The organism is Acinetobacter sp. TAC-1 (assembly GCF_029025845.1).
GTDB classification, from domain to species: domain Bacteria; phylum Pseudomonadota; class Gammaproteobacteria; order Pseudomonadales; family Moraxellaceae; genus Acinetobacter; species Acinetobacter guillouiae.
Map to the genome: position 1 here is coordinate 3,701,022 of NZ_CP118892.1, position 17,669 is coordinate 3,718,690.

Here is a 17,669-nt window from a genome sequence, read left to right on the forward strand (position 1 = left end):
ACAAAAGTTGTTAATTTTTAATCACTTTACTTTCATCTTGCGAATCATTTTATAAAGTGTCGATGGTGATAGGCGAGAAACCAACACACCCAATTTTTCTTTACGCCCACCCACGACAATATATTCTTGACCTTTTAATAAAGCAGAAACCGTTTTCTGCGCAAAATCATCGGCTTCTAAACCATTTTCAATGGCTTCATCCTGATGGGCTTGTGCTTTCCCAGCACCATTTAAAGCATTGAAAGATACGTTGGTTTTCACAAAACCAGGGAAAATAACAGAAACATTAACACCATCTTGTGCCACTTCTGCGCGTAAACTATTTGCCCACATATGAATCGCTGCTTTTGCTGCAGAGTAAGATGCACGATATTGCGTCCCCAATAAGCCTGCAACGCTAGAAATATATGCAATTCGCCCAGATTTTTGAGCTAAAAAGGTTGGTAAAACCAATTTGGTCAAAAACACTTGAGAAAAGTAATCAATTTCCATAATTGCACGTTCAGTTTGCATACTGGTATCTGCAATCAACGCCCTTTGGCTTAAGCCCGCATTGTTGATCAACCAATCAATACGCCCCTTTTCCTCTAAGACTTGTTCATAGGCATGGCGTACTTGCGCTTCATCAGTAATATCCATTGCCACGGAAATATGATGATCTGGGTTAAGCAGACTTATACGAACTTTTTCAAGTTCTTCTAAACGTCTTGCGCTTAAAACCACTTGTGCACCTTGCAAAGCACATTCAGCAGCCAAGGCTTTACCGATCCCTGAAGATGCGCCTGTAATCCAAACCACCTTTCCTTCTAAGCTTTCCATTTTATTATGCTCTTGAATATGGTGAATAAATATTAGACCACGTGACGCACCAAATCAATCAAACCTCCCTTTTTAGAGATTAAGCCTCAACTAAAAACTTTTTAAAGTGCGCTGCATAATGTTGCGCCTTTTCTACATTTCGAGGATTGTATTCATCGCCAACTTTTTCTAAGCGCTTATAGCCTGTACTGGTGATCATATTGATCACACCATTTAAGGTTTTATCAACCACAAAGTTAAATTTTAACAAAGTCTTAGGATCCCGAATAAACTCTGATACACCGAGGTCAATAATTTTAACCAAATTTTTTAGTGTCACAGGCAAAGCACTGGTATCCCCTTGAATGACCTTTTGAATATTACTGGTCGCTTCTTTACCTAGATGGCTATCTAATTGGTAGTACATCACCACTTGGCTTGCATCGGAATCTTCAAACTTTTTAAGAATATGATTTGCCACAGGTTTTAAACGATCATTACTAAACAACGAAATCGACCACGGCATATATTTTTTAAAAGCTCCTTCAATCTGCGTAAAAATTTGCTCTGCTTCTTTGAGTTTCTTCTGACCATTCGCATCTAGCGCAGAGTTATTCCGTTGCTCTTCAAGCAAAGCACCAAAGACTTGATCTAGCACTTGGCATGACATTTCCGTAAAGACATTACCTAATTGTTTTGCCAGATCACTTTTTTCGCCATGATTTAAACTTTGGGTAATGTTTTTTAACTCTTGGTACGTCTGCTGTTTAATCAATAAATCGATTTTATACTGCATTGTTATCTGTCCTTTTGTTGTTTTGTCCTATTCAATTTTGATCTTAGCAAAACTTGAAATATCTTGCATTGTCTTTAACTACTGCTATTTGTTGAATATCAATCACAAATACTCTCAATAAATCAAATATCTAAAACACGCATTTGTAAATATGACTCAGTTAAAACCCCACAATATCCAACATTTGTCATATTTAAGATTAATAACAACAACAAATGCATCTTGTATTTTCATGTTTTGATTGCTGCATTTAATTCAAGGTAAATATGCCATAACAGGAATCAACATTCCTAATGAATATTTGCTACAATGAATGCAATTTTTTACTTACTTTTGATCTGTTTTTACTATGACTGATTCAGCGCAAAATATTGCTACAACCTACGATCCTACCGAGATCGAGAAAAAATGGTACAAGACTTGGGAAGAGAAAGGTTATTTCCAACCGTCTCGTAAAGGCGATTCATTCTGTATCATGATTCCGCCACCGAACGTCACGGGTAGCTTGCACATGGGTCATGGTTTTAACAATGCCATCATGGATGCCTTGACGCGTTACAACCGTATGTCTGGTAAAAATACTTTATGGCAACCAGGTACTGACCATGCGGGTATTGCAACGCAAATGGTGGTTGAGCGTCAATTGGCAGCTCAAGATATTAGTCGTCATGACTTAGGTCGTGAAAAGTTCATCGACAAAATTTGGGAATGGAAAGAACAATCTGGCGGCACAATTACCCGTCAAATTCGTCGTCTTGGCTCATCTGTAGATTGGTCACGTGAACGTTTCACCATGGATGATGGCCTTTCAAATGCTGTTAAAGAAGTATTTGTAAAACTGCATGAACAAGGTTTGATTTACCGTGGCAAACGCTTGGTAAACTGGGACCCTAAACTACAAACTGCACTTTCAGACCTAGAAGTTGAATCAGATAAAGAAGAACAAGGTTCATTGTGGCACTTCAAATACTTCTTTGAGGATAAGTCTCTACGTACTCAAGACGGTCACGATTATTTAGTGGTTGCAACTACCCGTCCAGAAACATTACTGGGTGATACTGCGGTTGCAGTTGCTCCAGATGACGAACGTTATGCACACCTTGTTGGTAAAAATATTATCCTACCCATTACGGGTCGTGCGGTTGCAATTGTAAAAGATGAATATGTCGATAAAGAATTTGGTACAGGCTGTGTAAAAATCACCCCTGCACATGACTTCAATGACTATGAAGTGGGCAAACGTTGTGAACTCGCAATCATCAATATTTTCAACAAAAATGCCGAAGTTTTGGCTGATTTTGAGTTTATCGCAAAAGCTGGCGAAGCGATTTCTAAAACTATCCCTGCACCAGCTGACTATATCGGTTTAGAGCGCTTTGCTGCACGTAAAAAATTGGTTGCACAAGCTGAAGCTGAAGGTTGGTTAGACCAAATTCAACCCTATACGCTGAAACCACCACGTGGTGACCGTTCAGGTGTGATCATTGAACCACTATTGACCGACCAATGGTATGTTAAAATTGCGCCTCTTGCAGAGCCTGCAATCAAAGCAGTAAAAGACGGCGATATTAAGTTTGTGCCTGAACAATACAGTAATATGTATATGGCTTGGATGAACAATATTCAAGACTGGTGTATTTCTCGTCAATTGTGGTGGGGTCACCGTATCCCAGCTTGGTATGATGCTGAAGGCAACATTTATGTTGGTCGTTCTGAAGAAGAAGTTCGTGCGAAAAACAATATCGCTGCTGATATTGAATTAAACCAAGATGAAGATGTACTGGATACATGGTTCTCTTCAGGTCTTTGGACATTCTCTACACTGGGTTGGACCGGTGATGAAGCAAAAGATAAAGAAAATTATTTCTTAAATACATTCCACCCAACGGATGTATTGGTAACAGGTTTTGACATCATTTTCTTCTGGGTTGCCCGAATGATCATGATGACCATGCACTTCATGAAAAATGAAGATGGCACACCGCAAGTTCCATTTAAAACCGTGTATGTACATGGTTTGGTTCGCGACGGTGAAGGTCAAAAAATGTCTAAATCTAAAGGCAACGTACTTGACCCATTAGATTTAATTGATGGTGTAGATCTTGAAACCTTAGTACAAAAACGTACCACTGGTTTAATGAATCCTAAAGATGCACCCAAAATTGAGAAATCTACACGTAAAGAATTCCCTGAAGGTATTCAAGCTTACGGTACAGATGCGGTTCGTTTTACTTTCTGTGCACTTGCCAATACAGGCCGTGACATTAAGTTCGACATGAAACGTGTTGAAGGCTATCGTAACTTTGCCAACAAAATCTGGAACGCAACCCGTTTCGTGATGATGAACTGTGAACAACAGCCAATTGGTCAGGAAATCCGTCAAGATCTTTGGGAACTTCCTGAACAGTGGATTGTCAGCCGTTTACAAAAAGCAGAAGCGGCTGTTCAACAAGCGTTTGCGACCTACCGTCTAGATTTGGCTGCTCAAGCGATTTATGAGTTCATCTGGAATGAATACTGTGATTGGTATGTAGAACTGACCAAACCAGTACTGAATGATGAAAACGTATCAACTGAGCGTAAAGCTGAAGTTCGTCGTGTCCTTCTTTCTGTAATGGAAGCGTCTTTACGTCTTGCACATCCAATCATGCCATTCTTAACTGAAGAAATTTGGCAAACCCTTGCACCAATGATTGGTATTGGTGGTGAAACCATCATGCTTGCGCCATACCCTGTTCCAAATCCTGAACGTATCAATGAACAGGCTGAAGCAGATATGCTTGGATTACAAGGCTTGATTGGTGCTGTACGTAATATTCGTGGTGAAATGGGCTTAGGTAATGCACGTTTATTGCCTGTATTGCTTCAAAACGCGACTGATGCTGAAAAAGCACAGATTGCACGTATTGAACCATTGTTTAAAGCTTTGGCTAAAGTTGAAAGCATTACCTTCTTAACCGATGCTGAGCAACCACCGTTGTCTTCATCTTCTGTTGTGGGTCATGTGTCTGTATTTGTACCAATGAAAGGTTTGATTGATCCAAAAGCAGAACTTGCTCGTTTGCAAAAAGACTTAGACAAGGTTCAAAAACAGCATGACCAAATCGCCTCTAAACTTGCAAATGAAGGCTTTGTGGCTAAAGCACCTGCTGCGGTTGTTGAAGGTGAAAAGGTTAAACTTGCTGAGTTTGTGGATCAGTTAGCCAAGATTAAAGCCAATATGGAGCAGATTGCAGCGCTTTAAGCGAAACTTGCAATTTTACCTCTAAAGAAGGAAGCTTAATTAAGCTTCCTTCTTTTTTTTGTAAAATAATTATGGTTATTCAAAAATTAAAACAACATTTCATCAATCAAAACTTATGTATCAATCAACCGACTACATTGTTAGAAACGTTAAAATTTGAACAAAAATACGGAGTTAAACTTCCACAAATTTTTAAAGAATATTTTATTTTCTTCAATGGTACAGGTGAAGCCAATTTTGGTGATGAGGGCTATTCTTTCTTTTCTTTAGCTGAATTTAGACCTGTAAAAGATTTAAAAGGGACTGAAGACTTTCCTCATACAAATTGTTTTGTCTTTTCAGAATTCTTACTCTGGATGACTGCATATGCAGTAAAACTAGATGAACATGGCAATGAATTCGGCATTTATGAAATCTGTAATACGCATAATAAGATTTGTAATAGTTTTGAAGAGTTTATTTTGCTCATAATGAAAGGTGATTTAGAAATATTCGATTGATGATGTTTTTCCGTACAGCATTCAACAATTTCATATCCATTTAACTTAAAGACCAGTTAGCAAAATAAAGCGAATTGATACACTCTAATTTTTCAAGAATTACCCTCACCCTAGCCCTCTCCCACGGGGAGAGGGGACTTCCATTACTAATTTTATCGTTATTTGATACACAATGAAGTTCCCTCTCCTTTCAGCAGAGCATTAAAGAGAAGTGACTAAAAATGTGTGCATAAATTCCACAACCTTAATCTTCCCTAAAATGTGGAAGAAACACTCTTTGAGAATTGAATAGTTATTCGATACACAAAGAGGTTTCCTCTCTTTTCAGGAGAGGGTTAAAGAGAAGTAACTAAAAATATTTGCATAAATTCCACCACCTCAATCTTCCCCCCAAAATATGGAAGCTCACTCTTTGAGAGTTTAATAGTTATTTGATACACAAAGAGGTTCCCTCTCCTTTCAGGAGAGGGTTAGGGAGAGGTATCTTTCAATTCAATACAGATATTCCGCAAATCCTCCAATACCACCTCGCTGCGATCCAATACATCATCATTCCAATAACGAATAACTTTAAGCCCCAAAGCCTCTAAAAACTGAGTTCTTCCATTATCATAAGCTACGCTCTCATCTGTATTATGTTGCCCACCATCCAACTCAACCACTAAGCCCAATTCATGACAGAAAAAATCGACGATATAAGGCTCAATCACATGTTGACGACGAAACTTTAAATTCATAAATCGTTGAGCTCGTAAAAGTTGCCACATAAGATGTTCGGCATTTGTAGCATCGTGTCGCATAGATTTAGCGTATTCTAATAATTTGGAGTTTAGCTTCATTTTATTTTCCCTCTCCCTAGCCCTCTCCCACGGGGAGAGGGGACTTCCATTACTAATTTTATCGTTATTTAATACCCAATGAAGTTACCTCTCCTTTCAACAGAGGATTAAAGAGAGGCGACTAAAAATATTTGCATAAACTCCACCACCTCAATTTCCCCCAAACGTGGAAGAAACACTCTTTGAGAATTGAATAGTTATTTGATACACAAAGAGGTTACCTCTCCTTTCAGGAGAGGGTTAAAAAGAGGCGACTAAAAATGTGTGCATAAACTCCATAACCTCAATCTTTCTCAAAATGTGGAAGAAAGATTTTTTGAGAATTTAATAGTTATTTGATACACAAAGAAGTTCCCTCTCCTTTCAGGAGAGGGTTAAAAAGAGGCGACTAAAAATATTTGCATAAATTCCACCACCTCAATATTCCCCCAAAATGTGGAAGGAACACTCTTTGAAAATTGAATAGTTATACGATACACAGAGAGGTTACCTCTCCTTTCAACAGAGGATTAAAGAGAGGCAACTAAAAATTTTGCATAAATTCCACAACCTCAATTTCCCCCAAACGTGGAAGAAACACTCTTTGAGAATTTAATAACTATTCGATACACAAAGAGGTTCCCTCTCCTTTCAGGCATAGGTATCTACACAATTAAATCTATTTAAGTTAAATTGGAGAGCATGCTCTCCAATTTAACATTCCACACTTAGATAACCGATTAGTTAAACGCTACGGACGTCTTGTAAAACTTAATATGAATCCACTTGCTTCATTAGCCCCAGCGCTTAAAGATATTGCCTCTACCCAAAAGACTAGCTTTGCTACAACCCAAGCAGTTTGGCGTTTCTTAAATAACGAAAACGTTTCATTTCAACAACTCAATCAGCCTCTTCAAAAACTTGCGTTTGAACAAATCGCTCTATCGAATCACCACTATGCCTTAGTTGCTCATGATTGGTCTCAACTACAATATTTCAAACATAACAACAAGTTAAATAGATTCAAAAGAACACATGCAAGTGACAAAGGCTATGAATTACAAAGCAGTTTATTAATTGATGCTGAAACGGGTTTACCCATTGCACCATTAGATCAAACTTTATGTGATGCTACTGGACGTTATTCAACATTTACTGATGGGCATAAAATAAAAGAAACCCACTTAAATGCACTATGTGAACAAATCGAACATATTGAGTCTTTACCAATAGAAAAGAAACTCGTACATATTATTGATCGTGAAGGAGATTCAATTGCTCATCTTAGATTATTGAATCAACAAGAACATTTATTTCTTATTCGAGGTAAAGAAGGAAATCGTGTTGAATATCAAGGAGAAGATGTTAAGTTAAGAGACGTATCAGACCAAATACCGACCTCACAAACCCATACAATTCAATATAAAGGGAATTGCGAACAACTCTATGTTGGTGAAACTCAAATCAGTATTACGCGTAATGCAAGACCAATGCAAAAAGACGAAACGGGAAAAAGAGTTCCACCACAAAAGGGAAAGTCATTAACCGTTCGACTGATTGTAGTTGAAGTTAAAAATAAGCAAGGAAAATCACTTTCTCGTTGGAGCTTATTAAGTAATGTATCATCAGAAATTCCAAGTATAGAATTGGCAACTTGGTATTATTGGCGTTGGAAAATAGAAAACTATTTTAAGTTGTTAAAACAGGCGGGCCATGACATTGAGTCATGGCTACAAACAACTCCGCAAGCGATATTAAGACGACTCTTAATTGCAAGTATGGCATGTGTGTTAACTTGGAGAATACAGCGAGAAAATGATGAGAAAAATTCAAGAGTTAGAGTCTTTCTAACACGTCTATCAGGAAGGCAACAAAAAAGAGGAACAAGGGAAAGTGCTCCTGCAATTTTGGCTGGTCTGTCAATATTACTGAATACACTACAATTATTATCTGAACATTCGGTGGATGACCTTAAGCTGATTGCTGAAATTGCATTAGAGTCTCTACAAAAAGATGTGTAGATACCAATGCCTTTCAGGCATAGGTATCTACACAATTAAATCTATTTAAGTTAAATTGGAGAGCATGCTCTCCAATTTAACATTCCACACTTAGATAACCGATTAGTTAAACGCTACGGACGTCTTGTAAAACTTAATATGAATCCACTTGCTTCATTAGCCCCAGCGCTTAAAGATATTGCCTCTACCCAAAAGACTAGCTTTGCTACAACCCAAGCAGTTTGGCGTTTCTTAAATAACGAAAACGTTTCATTTCAACAACTCAATCAGCCTCTTCAAAAACTTGCGTTTGAACAAATCGCTCTATCGAATCACCACTATGCCTTAGTTGCTCATGATTGGTCTCAACTACAATATTTCAAACATAACAACAAGTTAAATAGATTCAAAAGAACACATGCAAGTGACAAAGGCTATGAATTACAAAGCAGTTTATTAATTGATGCTGAAACGGGTTTACCCATTGCACCATTAGATCAAACTTTATGTGATGCTACTGGACGTTATTCAACATTTACTGATGGGCATAAAATAAAAGAAACCCACTTAAATGCACTATGTGAACAAATCGAACATATTGAGTCTTTACCAATAGAAAAGAAACTCGTACATATTATTGATCGTGAAGGAGATTCAATTGCTCATCTTAGATTATTGAATCAACAAGAACATTTATTTCTTATTCGAGGTAAAGAAGGAAATCGTGTTGAATATCAAGGAGAAGATGTTAAGTTAAGAGACGTATCAGACCAAATACCGACCTCACAAACCCATACAATTCAATATAAAGGGAATTGCGAACAACTCTATGTTGGTGAAACTCAAATCAGTATTACGCGTAATGCAAGACCAATGCAAAAAGACGAAACGGGAAAAAGAGTTCCACCACAAAAGGGAAAGTCATTAACCGTTCGACTGATTGTAGTTGAAGTTAAAAATAAGCAAGGAAAATCACTTTCTCGTTGGAGCTTATTAAGTAATGTATCATCAGAAATTCCAAGTATAGAATTGGCAACTTGGTATTATTGGCGTTGGAAAATAGAAAACTATTTTAAGTTGTTAAAACAGGCGGGCCATGACATTGAGTCATGGCTACAAACAACTCCGCAAGCGATATTAAGACGACTCTTAATTGCAAGTATGGCATGTGTGTTAACTTGGAGAATACAGCGAGAAAATGATGAGAAAAATTCAAGAGTTAGAGTCTTTCTAACACGTCTATCAGGAAGGCAACAAAAAAGAGGAACAAGGGAAAGTTGATATGTGCTGAATTAGCAGGAGACTTTCACTTGGGATATGCTAGGCAGCTAACCGATAAAAGTTCTCTGCTATTTGATTTGGCGTTTTAAAATCCAAACTCTTTTGAATTCTTCGCTGATTATAAAATAACACAATGTATTTTGTAATATCTGCTTTAGCTTCATCTCTGGTTTTATAGTTGCAATGATGCACTAATTCATTCTTGAGTATGCCCCAGAAACTTTCAATCGGTGCATTATCGTAACAGTCCCCACGTTTGCTCATTGAACCTTGAAAATCACATTTTTCCAGTATCTTTCGATATTCATGGCTGCAATATTGGCTGCCTCTGTCCGAATGAATAATTAAGCCTTTCGTTGGTTTTTGATTACGAATCGCCATAGTCAGTGCATTGCAAACAAGTTGTGCGGTCATACGCTCATTTAAGCTATAGCCAACCACTTGTTTCGTGTACAGGTCTTTTACTGCTGCCAAGTATAACCAACCTTCAGCAGTCCAAATGTATGTAATATCGCTTGACCATGCAAGATTGGGCTTAGTCATTGAAAACTGTTGCTCTAGTAAATTTGCGTAGATCGCTCGATTATGATCACTCTTCGTAGTTCTTTTGAAACGCTTATGACGCTTACAATACAGCTGGTTGAGCTTTTTTATTTGACGTACAGCATACGTACTGATTTTGATACCTTGCGCTTGTAAATGCTTAGTTAATCGAATATAGCCATAGCTTTGTTTAGTTTCCTCATGAGCTATTTTGACCAAAATTGTCTGTTGATTTCGCTGAACCAATCTTTTATTCATGCCTCGTTTTAGCCAATCATAAAATCGTGACACTGAAACGTGAAGTAATCTAGCCATAAAGCTAATCGGGAATAAATATCTTTGCTGTTTCATATAGGCGTACCTTACTGACTTTCTTTCGCAAAGTACGCTGCTGCCTTTTTTAGAAATTCACGTTCCATTTCAGCTGTTTTGAGCTGTTGTTTGAGCTTTTTATTTTCTTCGAGTAAGGCATTTAGATCAGGTGAATATTGTTTAGTGCCTGCTAAGGTGCCAGTCTTTGCTTTATTATTCCAATTTGAAAGAGTTTGCATTGAAATGCCAAGTTGTCTGGCTGTTTCCGATACATTGCCTTGATTGGCTTCAATCAATTTTATTGCTTCAACTTTAAATTCTGCGGTGTAAGTCTTCTGTTTCTTGCTCATGGTAAACTCCTGATGAGTGTCTATAGTTTACCAAGTTAAAACCTCCTGTTTTCTCAGCACACATCAAGTGCTCCTGCAATTTTGGCTGGTCTGTCAATATTACTGAATACACTACAATTATTATCTGAACATTCGGTGGATGACCTTAAGCTGATTGCTGAAATTGCATTAGAGTCTCTACAAAAAGATGTGTAGATACCAATGCCTTTCAGGAGAGGGTTAGGGAGAGGTGTCTTTCAATTCAATACAGATATTCCATAAATCCATCTCACTCCAATTCAACACATCATCATTCCAATAACAAATAACTTTAGTGCAAAAAAATTAAAAGAATTTTTCTAAGCAAATCCCACAAAAGAATTAAAAAAGTAGATCCTCTGATCTACTTTTCACCCTGAATTACTCCAAAATCAACCGCGCGCCAATCGGTTGTATCGGACGATTATTTGGATGTCCCATTAACTCCATAAACGACTCAATTTGCTCACTAGATGCCTGCTGAATTTCCTTAAACACCACCCATCGGACTCCTTCTGAACACGGCGGTGTTGTTAAAGACCCATTAAAACGGTAATACTCTAAGTTATTGGGTAAATAGCTGTCTGCTTTATTTTTTGAATATAGCTGATTACTTTCACCCACTTTTTTTGGCAAAGAATTCCAGATATGTTTTAGTTTTTCATTCTCCAATCCATGTTGAAACATTAATGCAACAACTGCCAATTCACCTTTATCTGAAGCATGCACTAAATGTAATTCCATGGGATAGCTTTGGCCATTAATATTGTTTTCACTTGGACTATGTACATGAAATTGTTCCAGTAAAAATGTCTGTCCATCTAAAACTAAACTTGCTCCTTGATTAAACTCAATCTGCATCGTATGACCAATATTTTGCACAGACTTTGCTGTAGTGTGATAATTAAATTCCAATGGTGGTAAATTCGCAGTCACCGTATCTCGAATATCAATTGGAGATTGATTTATTCCTGCACACGCTTGGTATTGTTGATTTGCACTTGCCCAATCTTTAGGGTTTTGATAATCCCAATCTGATCCTGCCCAAAGTATTGTTGTAGCGCATAGACTAATTATTGTTAAACCGTATTTAATAAACATAAGAGCCCCTTAATTATTCAAATATTTTCAGCACTGAATGCTCTATTTATAAATGCTCTAGTTACTGGTTATATGAAAGGCTGTTGAACTGAAGAGCATGATGTGATGTTGGTAAAATTTTTATTAAGATTTTCTACCAAATCTTATTAGATTATAAGAAATATACTTATCCAAGTTCAAGTCCTTTATTTTTTCCTATAACAGATACACGCACTACTCTGTATTTTATAAATGCGTCATATTGAATTAAGCTTTTTCATTGTTATTTTTCTAATCAAACTCCAAATTTAAATCCAAAGCGCTATTCCTTAAGCTGATCCAAAGCCGTCCCCTGTACAGGATTTCTTTTCCAATAATAAGGTTGGAAAAATCGAAGTAACAAACGCCATGGTGTCATCCAGACAATACGCGCATTACTCTTCTTATTCTTACTGATGCGTTGCGCCAAATAACCACACACTTGCTCAGGTGGGTCAATTACAAACATAAATAACCATTTCATTTTATGCCAGTTTTTAACTTCACCTTGCTGCCAAGAAGAAATCAATAAATCTGTTGCCACCATTCCGGGGCTGAGTGTCCCAATCAAAATATCACTATTCTTGGTTTCTTTATTTAAAGCATGATTCAGATAAGCAACTGCTCGTTTACTGGTTGCATAAGGCGTCATCCCCGCACTCCACTCACCACGACTGCCCCAACCTTCCATATTAAAAATTTGCCCAAAACCTTGCTGCATCATTCCTTTTAAAGCCACTTGAGAGCCCAACATTGTTCCAAGTACATTGGTTTTGATTACACTTTCCAAATCTGAGCTAGCAATTTCGGTAAATGCCCTTGCTGCGTTACAGGTACCGGCATTGTTAATCCAAACATCGACCTGACCAAACCTTAAAACTGTTTCTTCCCATAAATTTTGTAAATCTTCATATTGAGCCACATCACAGGTCACCCCATAAATTCTATTTGGTGCATAGCGTTGCGCAAAATCTGCAACAACTTGATTTAACTGCACTGCATTTCGTGCCGAAATCATCACAGACCAACCTAACTTTAAAAAAGCTTCTGCTAAAGCAAAACCAATTCCACGTGTACCCCCTGTAATCACGACAAACAAAGCTTGATCAGAATTTGATGTGTTCAAAATATTCCCCATTGTGATGATGAATCAATATAAGACAGCAAACTGGCATATATAAAACACACGACTATATCTCCAATTTAGGACATTCAGCATCAAAAAATCAATTTTTAAGATAGAATCTTCAACATTCAAAATCATTGAATGATTCAAACTCTATGAAAAACAAAATTTTATTATGCATCACCCTTATTTTTCTCATTGGCTGTCATGAGAAACCCAACACCTCAACTGAAAGCAAGCCAACCAAACAAGAAACACCACAACAAGCACATACCAAAGCAGAACCTATTGAGATTGCTGCTCATCCAGAGCCAGACTACCTCGTCAATAATCCAACACCACTCCCTCAAGGTTATTCAGTCGATACGGCATATCTCAAAAAGCCATTACTCATCGATTTTGATGGAGATGGAAAACGAGATGCCTTCCAAGTTTTAAAAAATCCCAATAAAAAAGGCATGAAATATCTGTTTGAATTCCGTATTTCGGACAGCGATAAAGTTTATTACTATCAAAATAATGAAGAAGGTGATGATTTAGATATTTTTGCTAAGTTCGAAGTCGCACCTAAAACAAATATCTATGTCGATGAAGAATATCGCTTTGGTGAAAATGGCGATATTCTTGCTAACGAACAGATTGACCCTAAACATTATTTAAAGTTTAAAGGTGATGGTGTTTCAGTCAATGTCCTCGAGGAAACCTGTGCTGCATCTGCTTTCTTCTTAACAGATGACAAAATTAAACGGATTTATCTCTGTTAAATCTATTTTTCATCCGCAAAAATCGCATTTGCCCCAATCACTTTAGAAATCTTCACTTGGTCTTGCTTTAATAAAGCATAGATTTTTGCTTTAAGTGTTTCACTGGTAAAAGTCCCGTTTAAATTCAGTAAAACGGGTTCATCACTCAATGAACCTTTGCCGTGATACTCTTGATTAATATCGTTGGTGGTTGCCTGATTAATCACCACAAAATGCCCCGAAATACCAGCCGCTTGACCACAAGCTAAACTCTGTGGCGACCAATCCCCTACTTTGATCTCAGGTTTTAAAACATAGCCTTTGCTTGCTAATATTTTCTTCTGCTGTGTTGTTGCCATGGGAAAATTCAGTATCTTTTGCTGACCTTTCCAGTTTACCGCTAATTGACTAGTTAAACATGATGCTCGAAAAGGACCTGCACTACCTGACTCTGCACTTTCATTAGAATCATCACATTGTGAAATAACTTGAAAAGTTGCTTCTCCACACTGTAACAGTTTAGATTTATAGATTTTATATTGGTTGGACTGCGCACTCACTACTTCAGTAAAAAGACAGAAACCAAAGAACGCCATCAAATACACTAAAAAATTGCAATATGTTTTAGACACCATCATTTTTATACACTTCATTGATCGTTTAATCGCAAATTGATTTTATATTAAACATTTATTTACAACTCATTAAAACACACAGCAATACACCAAGCATTTGAAATTTATAATGATATAAGTTAAATCTCCCTAAGCTGCTGATTAAACCAGAAGATGAATACAATAGCATGACAACAAAAGCTTGATAAAAATACATATTTTTAAAATAATGTTAATTCAATCACAAAAAACCGATATGATGATGAAAAATATAATAATATTCAGCAGTGGTGTTCTATCACTATTTTTGGCCTCGCTTAATTATGCTGCGGCTCCGCAAGTCCCTGATGAAACGGCAACACAAATTTTTAAAAGCGCAAAGTTTCAAAAAACCAATCTTGGCTGGGAAAGCCGCTGTAGCCTTGGCAATATCTCCTATTATGGTGACCTCAATAAAGATGGTCGTCCTGATGCTGTTGTAGTCGATGGTGGTGTCGGCTGCTATGCAAACACAGGAATTGGATTTTATATTGTTACCCAACAGACCAATAAACAATGGGTGAGAATATTTAACAGTCATGGGACGCCTGAGTTTCTATCAACTTTAGGAAAGCATGGTTGGCCAGATATTGCCATCAATGACTCAAGTAAATGCTTTGCTGTGTATAAATGGAACGGTCAAAAATTTCAAAGAAACCGTTTCGAATACAAAAATCAAGCTTGCAGTCTGAGTGTTTCCAAAAATTGATCATTAAGTTATTTTTTAATTTTAACTCAATCATTTTATCGGTTTATTTTTAGATTAAAATTTGACAGCCTAGGTTTAAAATGAAATACAATAAATAAAAATCAATAATTATCAGTATCTTAAAAATAAGTCAGAATATCTTATTGCATCAAGTTAGTGCACAAATTCCAATTTAGTGCATACTTTTGCTTTATATCGAGTCTTAATAATATTTTGAAATTGTTGATCTATTTTTTCATACAGCCAAACACTTCACGGATTCAAATCGTTGGTTATACTTGAACCAATTTGTGACAAATAGCACCAAAAAGAATCGTATATGCAAAACGTTGATCTACTCTTTCTCTTGCTTGGCGCAGTGCTTGTACTCGCTATGCATGCAGGCTTTGCTTTTTTAGAGCTGGGAACAGTTCGCCATAAAAATCAAGTCAATGCACTCAGTAAAATCATTACTGATTTTTCAATCTCAGCAATCGCCTACTTCTTTGTCGGTTATTACATTGCCTATGGCCAACATTTTTTCCATACAGGTGCTACGCTTTCAACTGAGCATGGCTACAATTTGATGCGTTGTTTTTTCCTTTTGACCTTTGCTGCAGCAATTCCCGCCATTGTTTCTGGTGGCATTGCAGAACGTGCCAAAATGCGTTCTCAAGCCATTGCAACTCTGTTTATTGTAGCGCTGGTTTATCCATTTTTTGAAGGGATCGCGTGGAATGGCAATCTCGGCCTGCAAAAATGGTTAGCGGATACGTTTGGTGCAAGCTTCCATGATTTTGCTGGCTCTGTTGTGGTCCATGCAATGGGTGGCTGGATTGCGCTTGCAGCAGTATTACTACTTGGTGCGCGTAATGGCCGCTATAAAAAGGATGGTCGTGTCAGCGCACATCCACCCTCTTCTATTCCTTTCTTAGCGCTCGGTTCTTGGATCTTAATTGTGGGCTGGTTTGGCTTTAATGTCATGAGTGCTCAACGCTTAGATGCAATCTCAGGTTTAGTTGCCATGAACTCACTCATGGCAATGGTAGGCGGCACACTTTCAGCAAATTTCTTTGGAAAAGAAGACCCTGGTTTTTTACATAATGGTCCCTTAGCAGGTTTAGTGGCAATTTGTGCAGGTTCTGATGTGGTTCATCCCATTGGCGCTTTATTTATTGGTATCTGTGCAGGTTTTCTGTTTGTTAAACTGTTTACCTATACACAAAATAAACTCAAGATTGATGATGTACTCGGGGTTTGGCCATTACATGGCGTTTGTGGTGCATTTGGTGGTATTGCTGTGGGTCTATTTGGTCAGCAGTGGTTGGGAGGAATCGGCGGAGTATCTTTGATGTCTCAGCTGATAGGTACGCTACTTGCCATTTTACTGGCTTTAGCAGGTGGATTTGCCGTATATGGTATGCTTAAAGCCACGATGGGGATTCGTTTAACACAAGAAGAAGAGTTTCGTGGTGCAGATTTATCGATTCACAAGATTTCTGCAAACTCTGAAGATGCAATGTTTTAAGCTTTTACAAGGCCTGGTTTTAATTTTATACATTTTGCGGCTGAAAAGCCGCTTTTTTTATAGCCTAGAAATGACAATAAAATAATTTTCACGATAAAGTTTTAAACTAGAATCACTCTACCTTAAATAAAATGATTTAAAATATGTATCTTAGAATACGCATAGATATTTTCTTCTGTATCACCGCTCAATAGTAAGACTGCTCATTATTCAACAATTAAGTCTAATTTAAGGTTATTTTTTTCTAATAAGCGCAGATTAAAACGATTATATTGAGTGACTCGCCTCATGCCCTATTCCGATACAAATAAATTTTTCATAAATAACAGTTTATTGTTAGGAATATTATTTTTGATATTGTTCTTTGTCTTTCCTGTTGGCGGCGCAATTGATATGTATTTTATCCAGCCGTGGATAGATAGCACTGGTCATTTCCCACTCAAGAACAATTGGTTTCTTATTGAAATTAATCACAAGCTACTTAAACATATTGTCATTGCCTTTTATATTGCAGTCCTAATTTCATGGATTGCGTCTTTTAAAGTTGCAAAATTAAAAACCTATCAATGGCAATTGGGCTATTTATTTTTTATTAGTGTTTTATCCACTGCACTGATTGGTATTTTCAAATCCCACTCAGCACATGCCTGTCCTTGGTCCATGACAGAACAAACTGCTTTAGGCTATGTTTGGGATTTTTCTGCAAGCAATGGACATTGTTTTCCGGGTGGCCATGCCAGTACAGGTTTTTCACTGCTCACCGGCTTTTTTGTATTTAGACAGTCAAATTCTAAAATTGCTTATCTTTTCTTAGTCTTAGGTCTGGCGCTTGGTTTGATTACGGGTTGGGGGCAAATGATGCGTGGTGCGCATTTCCTTAGCCATAACCTTTGGACAGGCTGGATTATTTTTACTTTTAATTTAATTATTTATCGTATTTTTTATAAAAAATTTACAACCTAACGATCCAAAATATTCAGCCATATACTATTATCTTTATTAAAAATGCGATTCTAAAAATAAGCTTCTTGTATGCATCAAAATGAGCATTCAATACTGACATTGTTTTAAATATCGATGAAACAAAGGTGGTGTTTCTAGCGTGAAGCATCGCCTACACAAAGTGATTAAAACTTTAAACGTAAAACATGA

Annotated in this window: 15 protein-coding genes; 8 read left to right on the forward strand and 7 right to left on the reverse strand. The window is 37.2% G+C overall.

Features of this window, described 5'->3' with window-relative positions; all coding sequences use genetic code 11:
- Positions 1–21: 21 nt before the first annotated feature.
- On the reverse strand, positions 22–819 hold the full coding sequence (locus tag PYV58_RS17355) for an SDR family NAD(P)-dependent oxidoreductase (protein ID WP_034615671.1): 798 nt from the start codon (positions 817–819) through the stop codon (positions 22–24).
- 79 nt (positions 820–898) lie between these two features.
- Positions 899–1,594, reverse strand: a complete 696-nt coding sequence (locus PYV58_RS17360; protein ID WP_004819535.1) for a hypothetical protein — start codon at positions 1,592–1,594, stop codon at positions 899–901.
- 349 nt (positions 1,595–1,943) lie between these two features.
- Here PYV58_RS17360 and PYV58_RS17365 point away from each other — a divergent pair, with 349 nt between their 5' ends.
- Together PYV58_RS17365 and PYV58_RS17370 are read left to right on the forward strand one after the other, a co-directional pair.
- Positions 1,944–4,838, forward strand: coding sequence for a valine--tRNA ligase (locus PYV58_RS17365; protein WP_034615675.1), 2,895 nt, complete (start codon positions 1,944–1,946; stop codon positions 4,836–4,838).
- A 71-nt stretch (positions 4,839–4,909) separates the two neighbouring features.
- Positions 4,910–5,338, forward strand: a complete 429-nt coding sequence (locus PYV58_RS17370) for an SMI1/KNR4 family protein (protein ID WP_051671055.1) — start codon at positions 4,910–4,912, stop codon at positions 5,336–5,338.
- A gap of 470 nt (positions 5,339–5,808) precedes the next feature.
- Here the strand turns inward: PYV58_RS17370 and PYV58_RS17375 are convergent, their stop codons facing one another.
- Positions 5,809–6,177 (reverse strand): endonuclease domain-containing protein, encoded by a 369-nt coding sequence (locus PYV58_RS17375; RefSeq protein WP_275059636.1) that lies wholly within the window; start codon positions 6,175–6,177, stop codon positions 5,809–5,811.
- 755 nt (positions 6,178–6,932) lie between these two features.
- On the opposite strand from PYV58_RS17375, the gene PYV58_RS17380 reads away from it, so the two are divergent.
- Entirely contained in the window at positions 6,933–8,177 is a 1,245-nt protein-coding gene (locus tag PYV58_RS17380; protein ID WP_034611715.1) for a transposase, read from the forward strand.
- A gap of 138 nt (positions 8,178–8,315) precedes the next feature.
- Entirely contained in the window at positions 8,316–9,437 is a 1,122-nt protein-coding gene (locus tag PYV58_RS17385; RefSeq protein WP_275059637.1) for a transposase, read from the forward strand.
- A gap of 39 nt (positions 9,438–9,476) precedes the next feature.
- Here the strand turns inward: PYV58_RS17385 and PYV58_RS17390 are convergent.
- The 3 genes from PYV58_RS17390 to PYV58_RS17400 form a co-directional block, all read right to left on the reverse strand.
- A protein-coding gene (locus PYV58_RS17390; protein ID WP_085947552.1) for an IS3-like element ISAba21 family transposase occupies positions 9,477–10,642 on the reverse strand; the annotation gives its coding sequence in 2 pieces (ribosomal slippage) (positions 9,477–10,384 and positions 10,384–10,642; 1,167 coding nt in all).
- 399 nt (positions 10,643–11,041) lie between these two features.
- Complete coding sequence (locus PYV58_RS17395; protein WP_034616171.1) at positions 11,042–11,761, reverse strand: carbonic anhydrase family protein; 720 nt, start codon at positions 11,759–11,761, stop codon at positions 11,042–11,044.
- A 301-nt stretch (positions 11,762–12,062) separates the two neighbouring features.
- Positions 12,063–12,917, reverse strand: a complete 855-nt coding sequence (locus PYV58_RS17400; RefSeq protein WP_034616168.1) for an SDR family oxidoreductase — start codon at positions 12,915–12,917, stop codon at positions 12,063–12,065.
- Positions 12,918–13,060: 143 nt separating this feature from the next.
- Here PYV58_RS17400 and PYV58_RS17405 point away from each other — a divergent pair, with 143 nt between their 5' ends.
- A complete protein-coding gene (locus PYV58_RS17405; RefSeq protein ID WP_034616165.1) occupies positions 13,061–13,669 on the forward strand; it encodes a hypothetical protein in 609 nt (202 codons plus the stop codon).
- Positions 13,670–13,671: 2 nt separating this feature from the next.
- Here the strand turns inward: PYV58_RS17405 and PYV58_RS17410 are convergent, their stop codons facing one another.
- Positions 13,672–14,244: a hypothetical protein gene (locus PYV58_RS17410; RefSeq protein WP_227504263.1), complete on the reverse strand. Its 573-nt coding sequence runs from the start codon at positions 14,242–14,244 to the stop codon at positions 13,672–13,674.
- 280 nt (positions 14,245–14,524) lie between these two features.
- Between PYV58_RS17410 and PYV58_RS17415 the strand changes: the two genes are divergently transcribed.
- The 3 genes from PYV58_RS17415 (at position 14,525) to PYV58_RS17425 (ending at position 17,480) form a co-directional block, all read left to right on the forward strand.
- Positions 14,525–15,010, forward strand: a complete 486-nt coding sequence (locus tag PYV58_RS17415; protein ID WP_034616178.1) for a hypothetical protein — start codon at positions 14,525–14,527, stop codon at positions 15,008–15,010.
- A gap of 319 nt (positions 15,011–15,329) precedes the next feature.
- The gene (locus PYV58_RS17420) at positions 15,330–16,517 is read left to right on the forward strand and encodes an ammonium transporter (protein WP_004819515.1); all 1,188 of its coding nucleotides are present in this window, start codon (positions 15,330–15,332) and stop codon (positions 16,515–16,517) included.
- Positions 16,518–16,805: 288 nt separating this feature from the next.
- Positions 16,806–17,480, forward strand: coding sequence for a phosphatase PAP2 family protein (locus PYV58_RS17425; protein ID WP_034616162.1), 675 nt, complete (start codon positions 16,806–16,808; stop codon positions 17,478–17,480).
- Positions 17,481–17,669: the final 189 nt, after the last annotated feature.

Bases quoted from the DNA above. Each gene is read 5' to 3' on its own strand.
- PYV58_RS17410 (WP_227504263.1), bottom strand. From the start codon at position 14,244: ATGGCGTTCTTTGGTTTCTGTCTTTTTACTGAAGTAGTGAGTGCGCAG.
- PYV58_RS17355 (WP_034615671.1), bottom strand. From the start codon at position 819: ATGGAAAGCTTAGAAGGAAAGGTGGTTTGGATTACAGGCGCATCTTCA.
- PYV58_RS17420 (WP_004819515.1), top strand. From the start codon at position 15,330: ATGCAAAACGTTGATCTACTCTTTCTCTTGCTTGGCGCAGTGCTTGTA.
- PYV58_RS17400 (WP_034616168.1), bottom strand. From the start codon at position 12,917: ATGGGGAATATTTTGAACACATCAAATTCTGATCAAGCTTTGTTTGTC.
- PYV58_RS17360 (WP_004819535.1), bottom strand. From the start codon at position 1,594: ATGCAGTATAAAATCGATTTATTGATTAAACAGCAGACGTACCAAGAG.
- PYV58_RS17405 (WP_034616165.1), top strand. From the start codon at position 13,061: ATGAAAAACAAAATTTTATTATGCATCACCCTTATTTTTCTCATTGGC.
- PYV58_RS17385 (WP_275059637.1), top strand. From the start codon at position 8,316: ATGAATCCACTTGCTTCATTAGCCCCAGCGCTTAAAGATATTGCCTCT.
- PYV58_RS17380 (WP_034611715.1), top strand. From the start codon at position 6,933: ATGAATCCACTTGCTTCATTAGCCCCAGCGCTTAAAGATATTGCCTCT.
- PYV58_RS17415 (WP_034616178.1), top strand. From the start codon at position 14,525: ATGAAAAATATAATAATATTCAGCAGTGGTGTTCTATCACTATTTTTG.
- PYV58_RS17395 (WP_034616171.1), bottom strand. From the start codon at position 11,761: ATGTTTATTAAATACGGTTTAACAATAATTAGTCTATGCGCTACAACA.
- PYV58_RS17370 (WP_051671055.1), top strand. From the start codon at position 4,910: ATGGTTATTCAAAAATTAAAACAACATTTCATCAATCAAAACTTATGT.
- PYV58_RS17365 (WP_034615675.1), top strand. From the start codon at position 1,944: ATGACTGATTCAGCGCAAAATATTGCTACAACCTACGATCCTACCGAG.
- PYV58_RS17425 (WP_034616162.1), top strand. From the start codon at position 16,806: ATGCCCTATTCCGATACAAATAAATTTTTCATAAATAACAGTTTATTG.
- PYV58_RS17375 (WP_275059636.1), bottom strand. From the start codon at position 6,177: ATGAAGCTAAACTCCAAATTATTAGAATACGCTAAATCTATGCGACAC.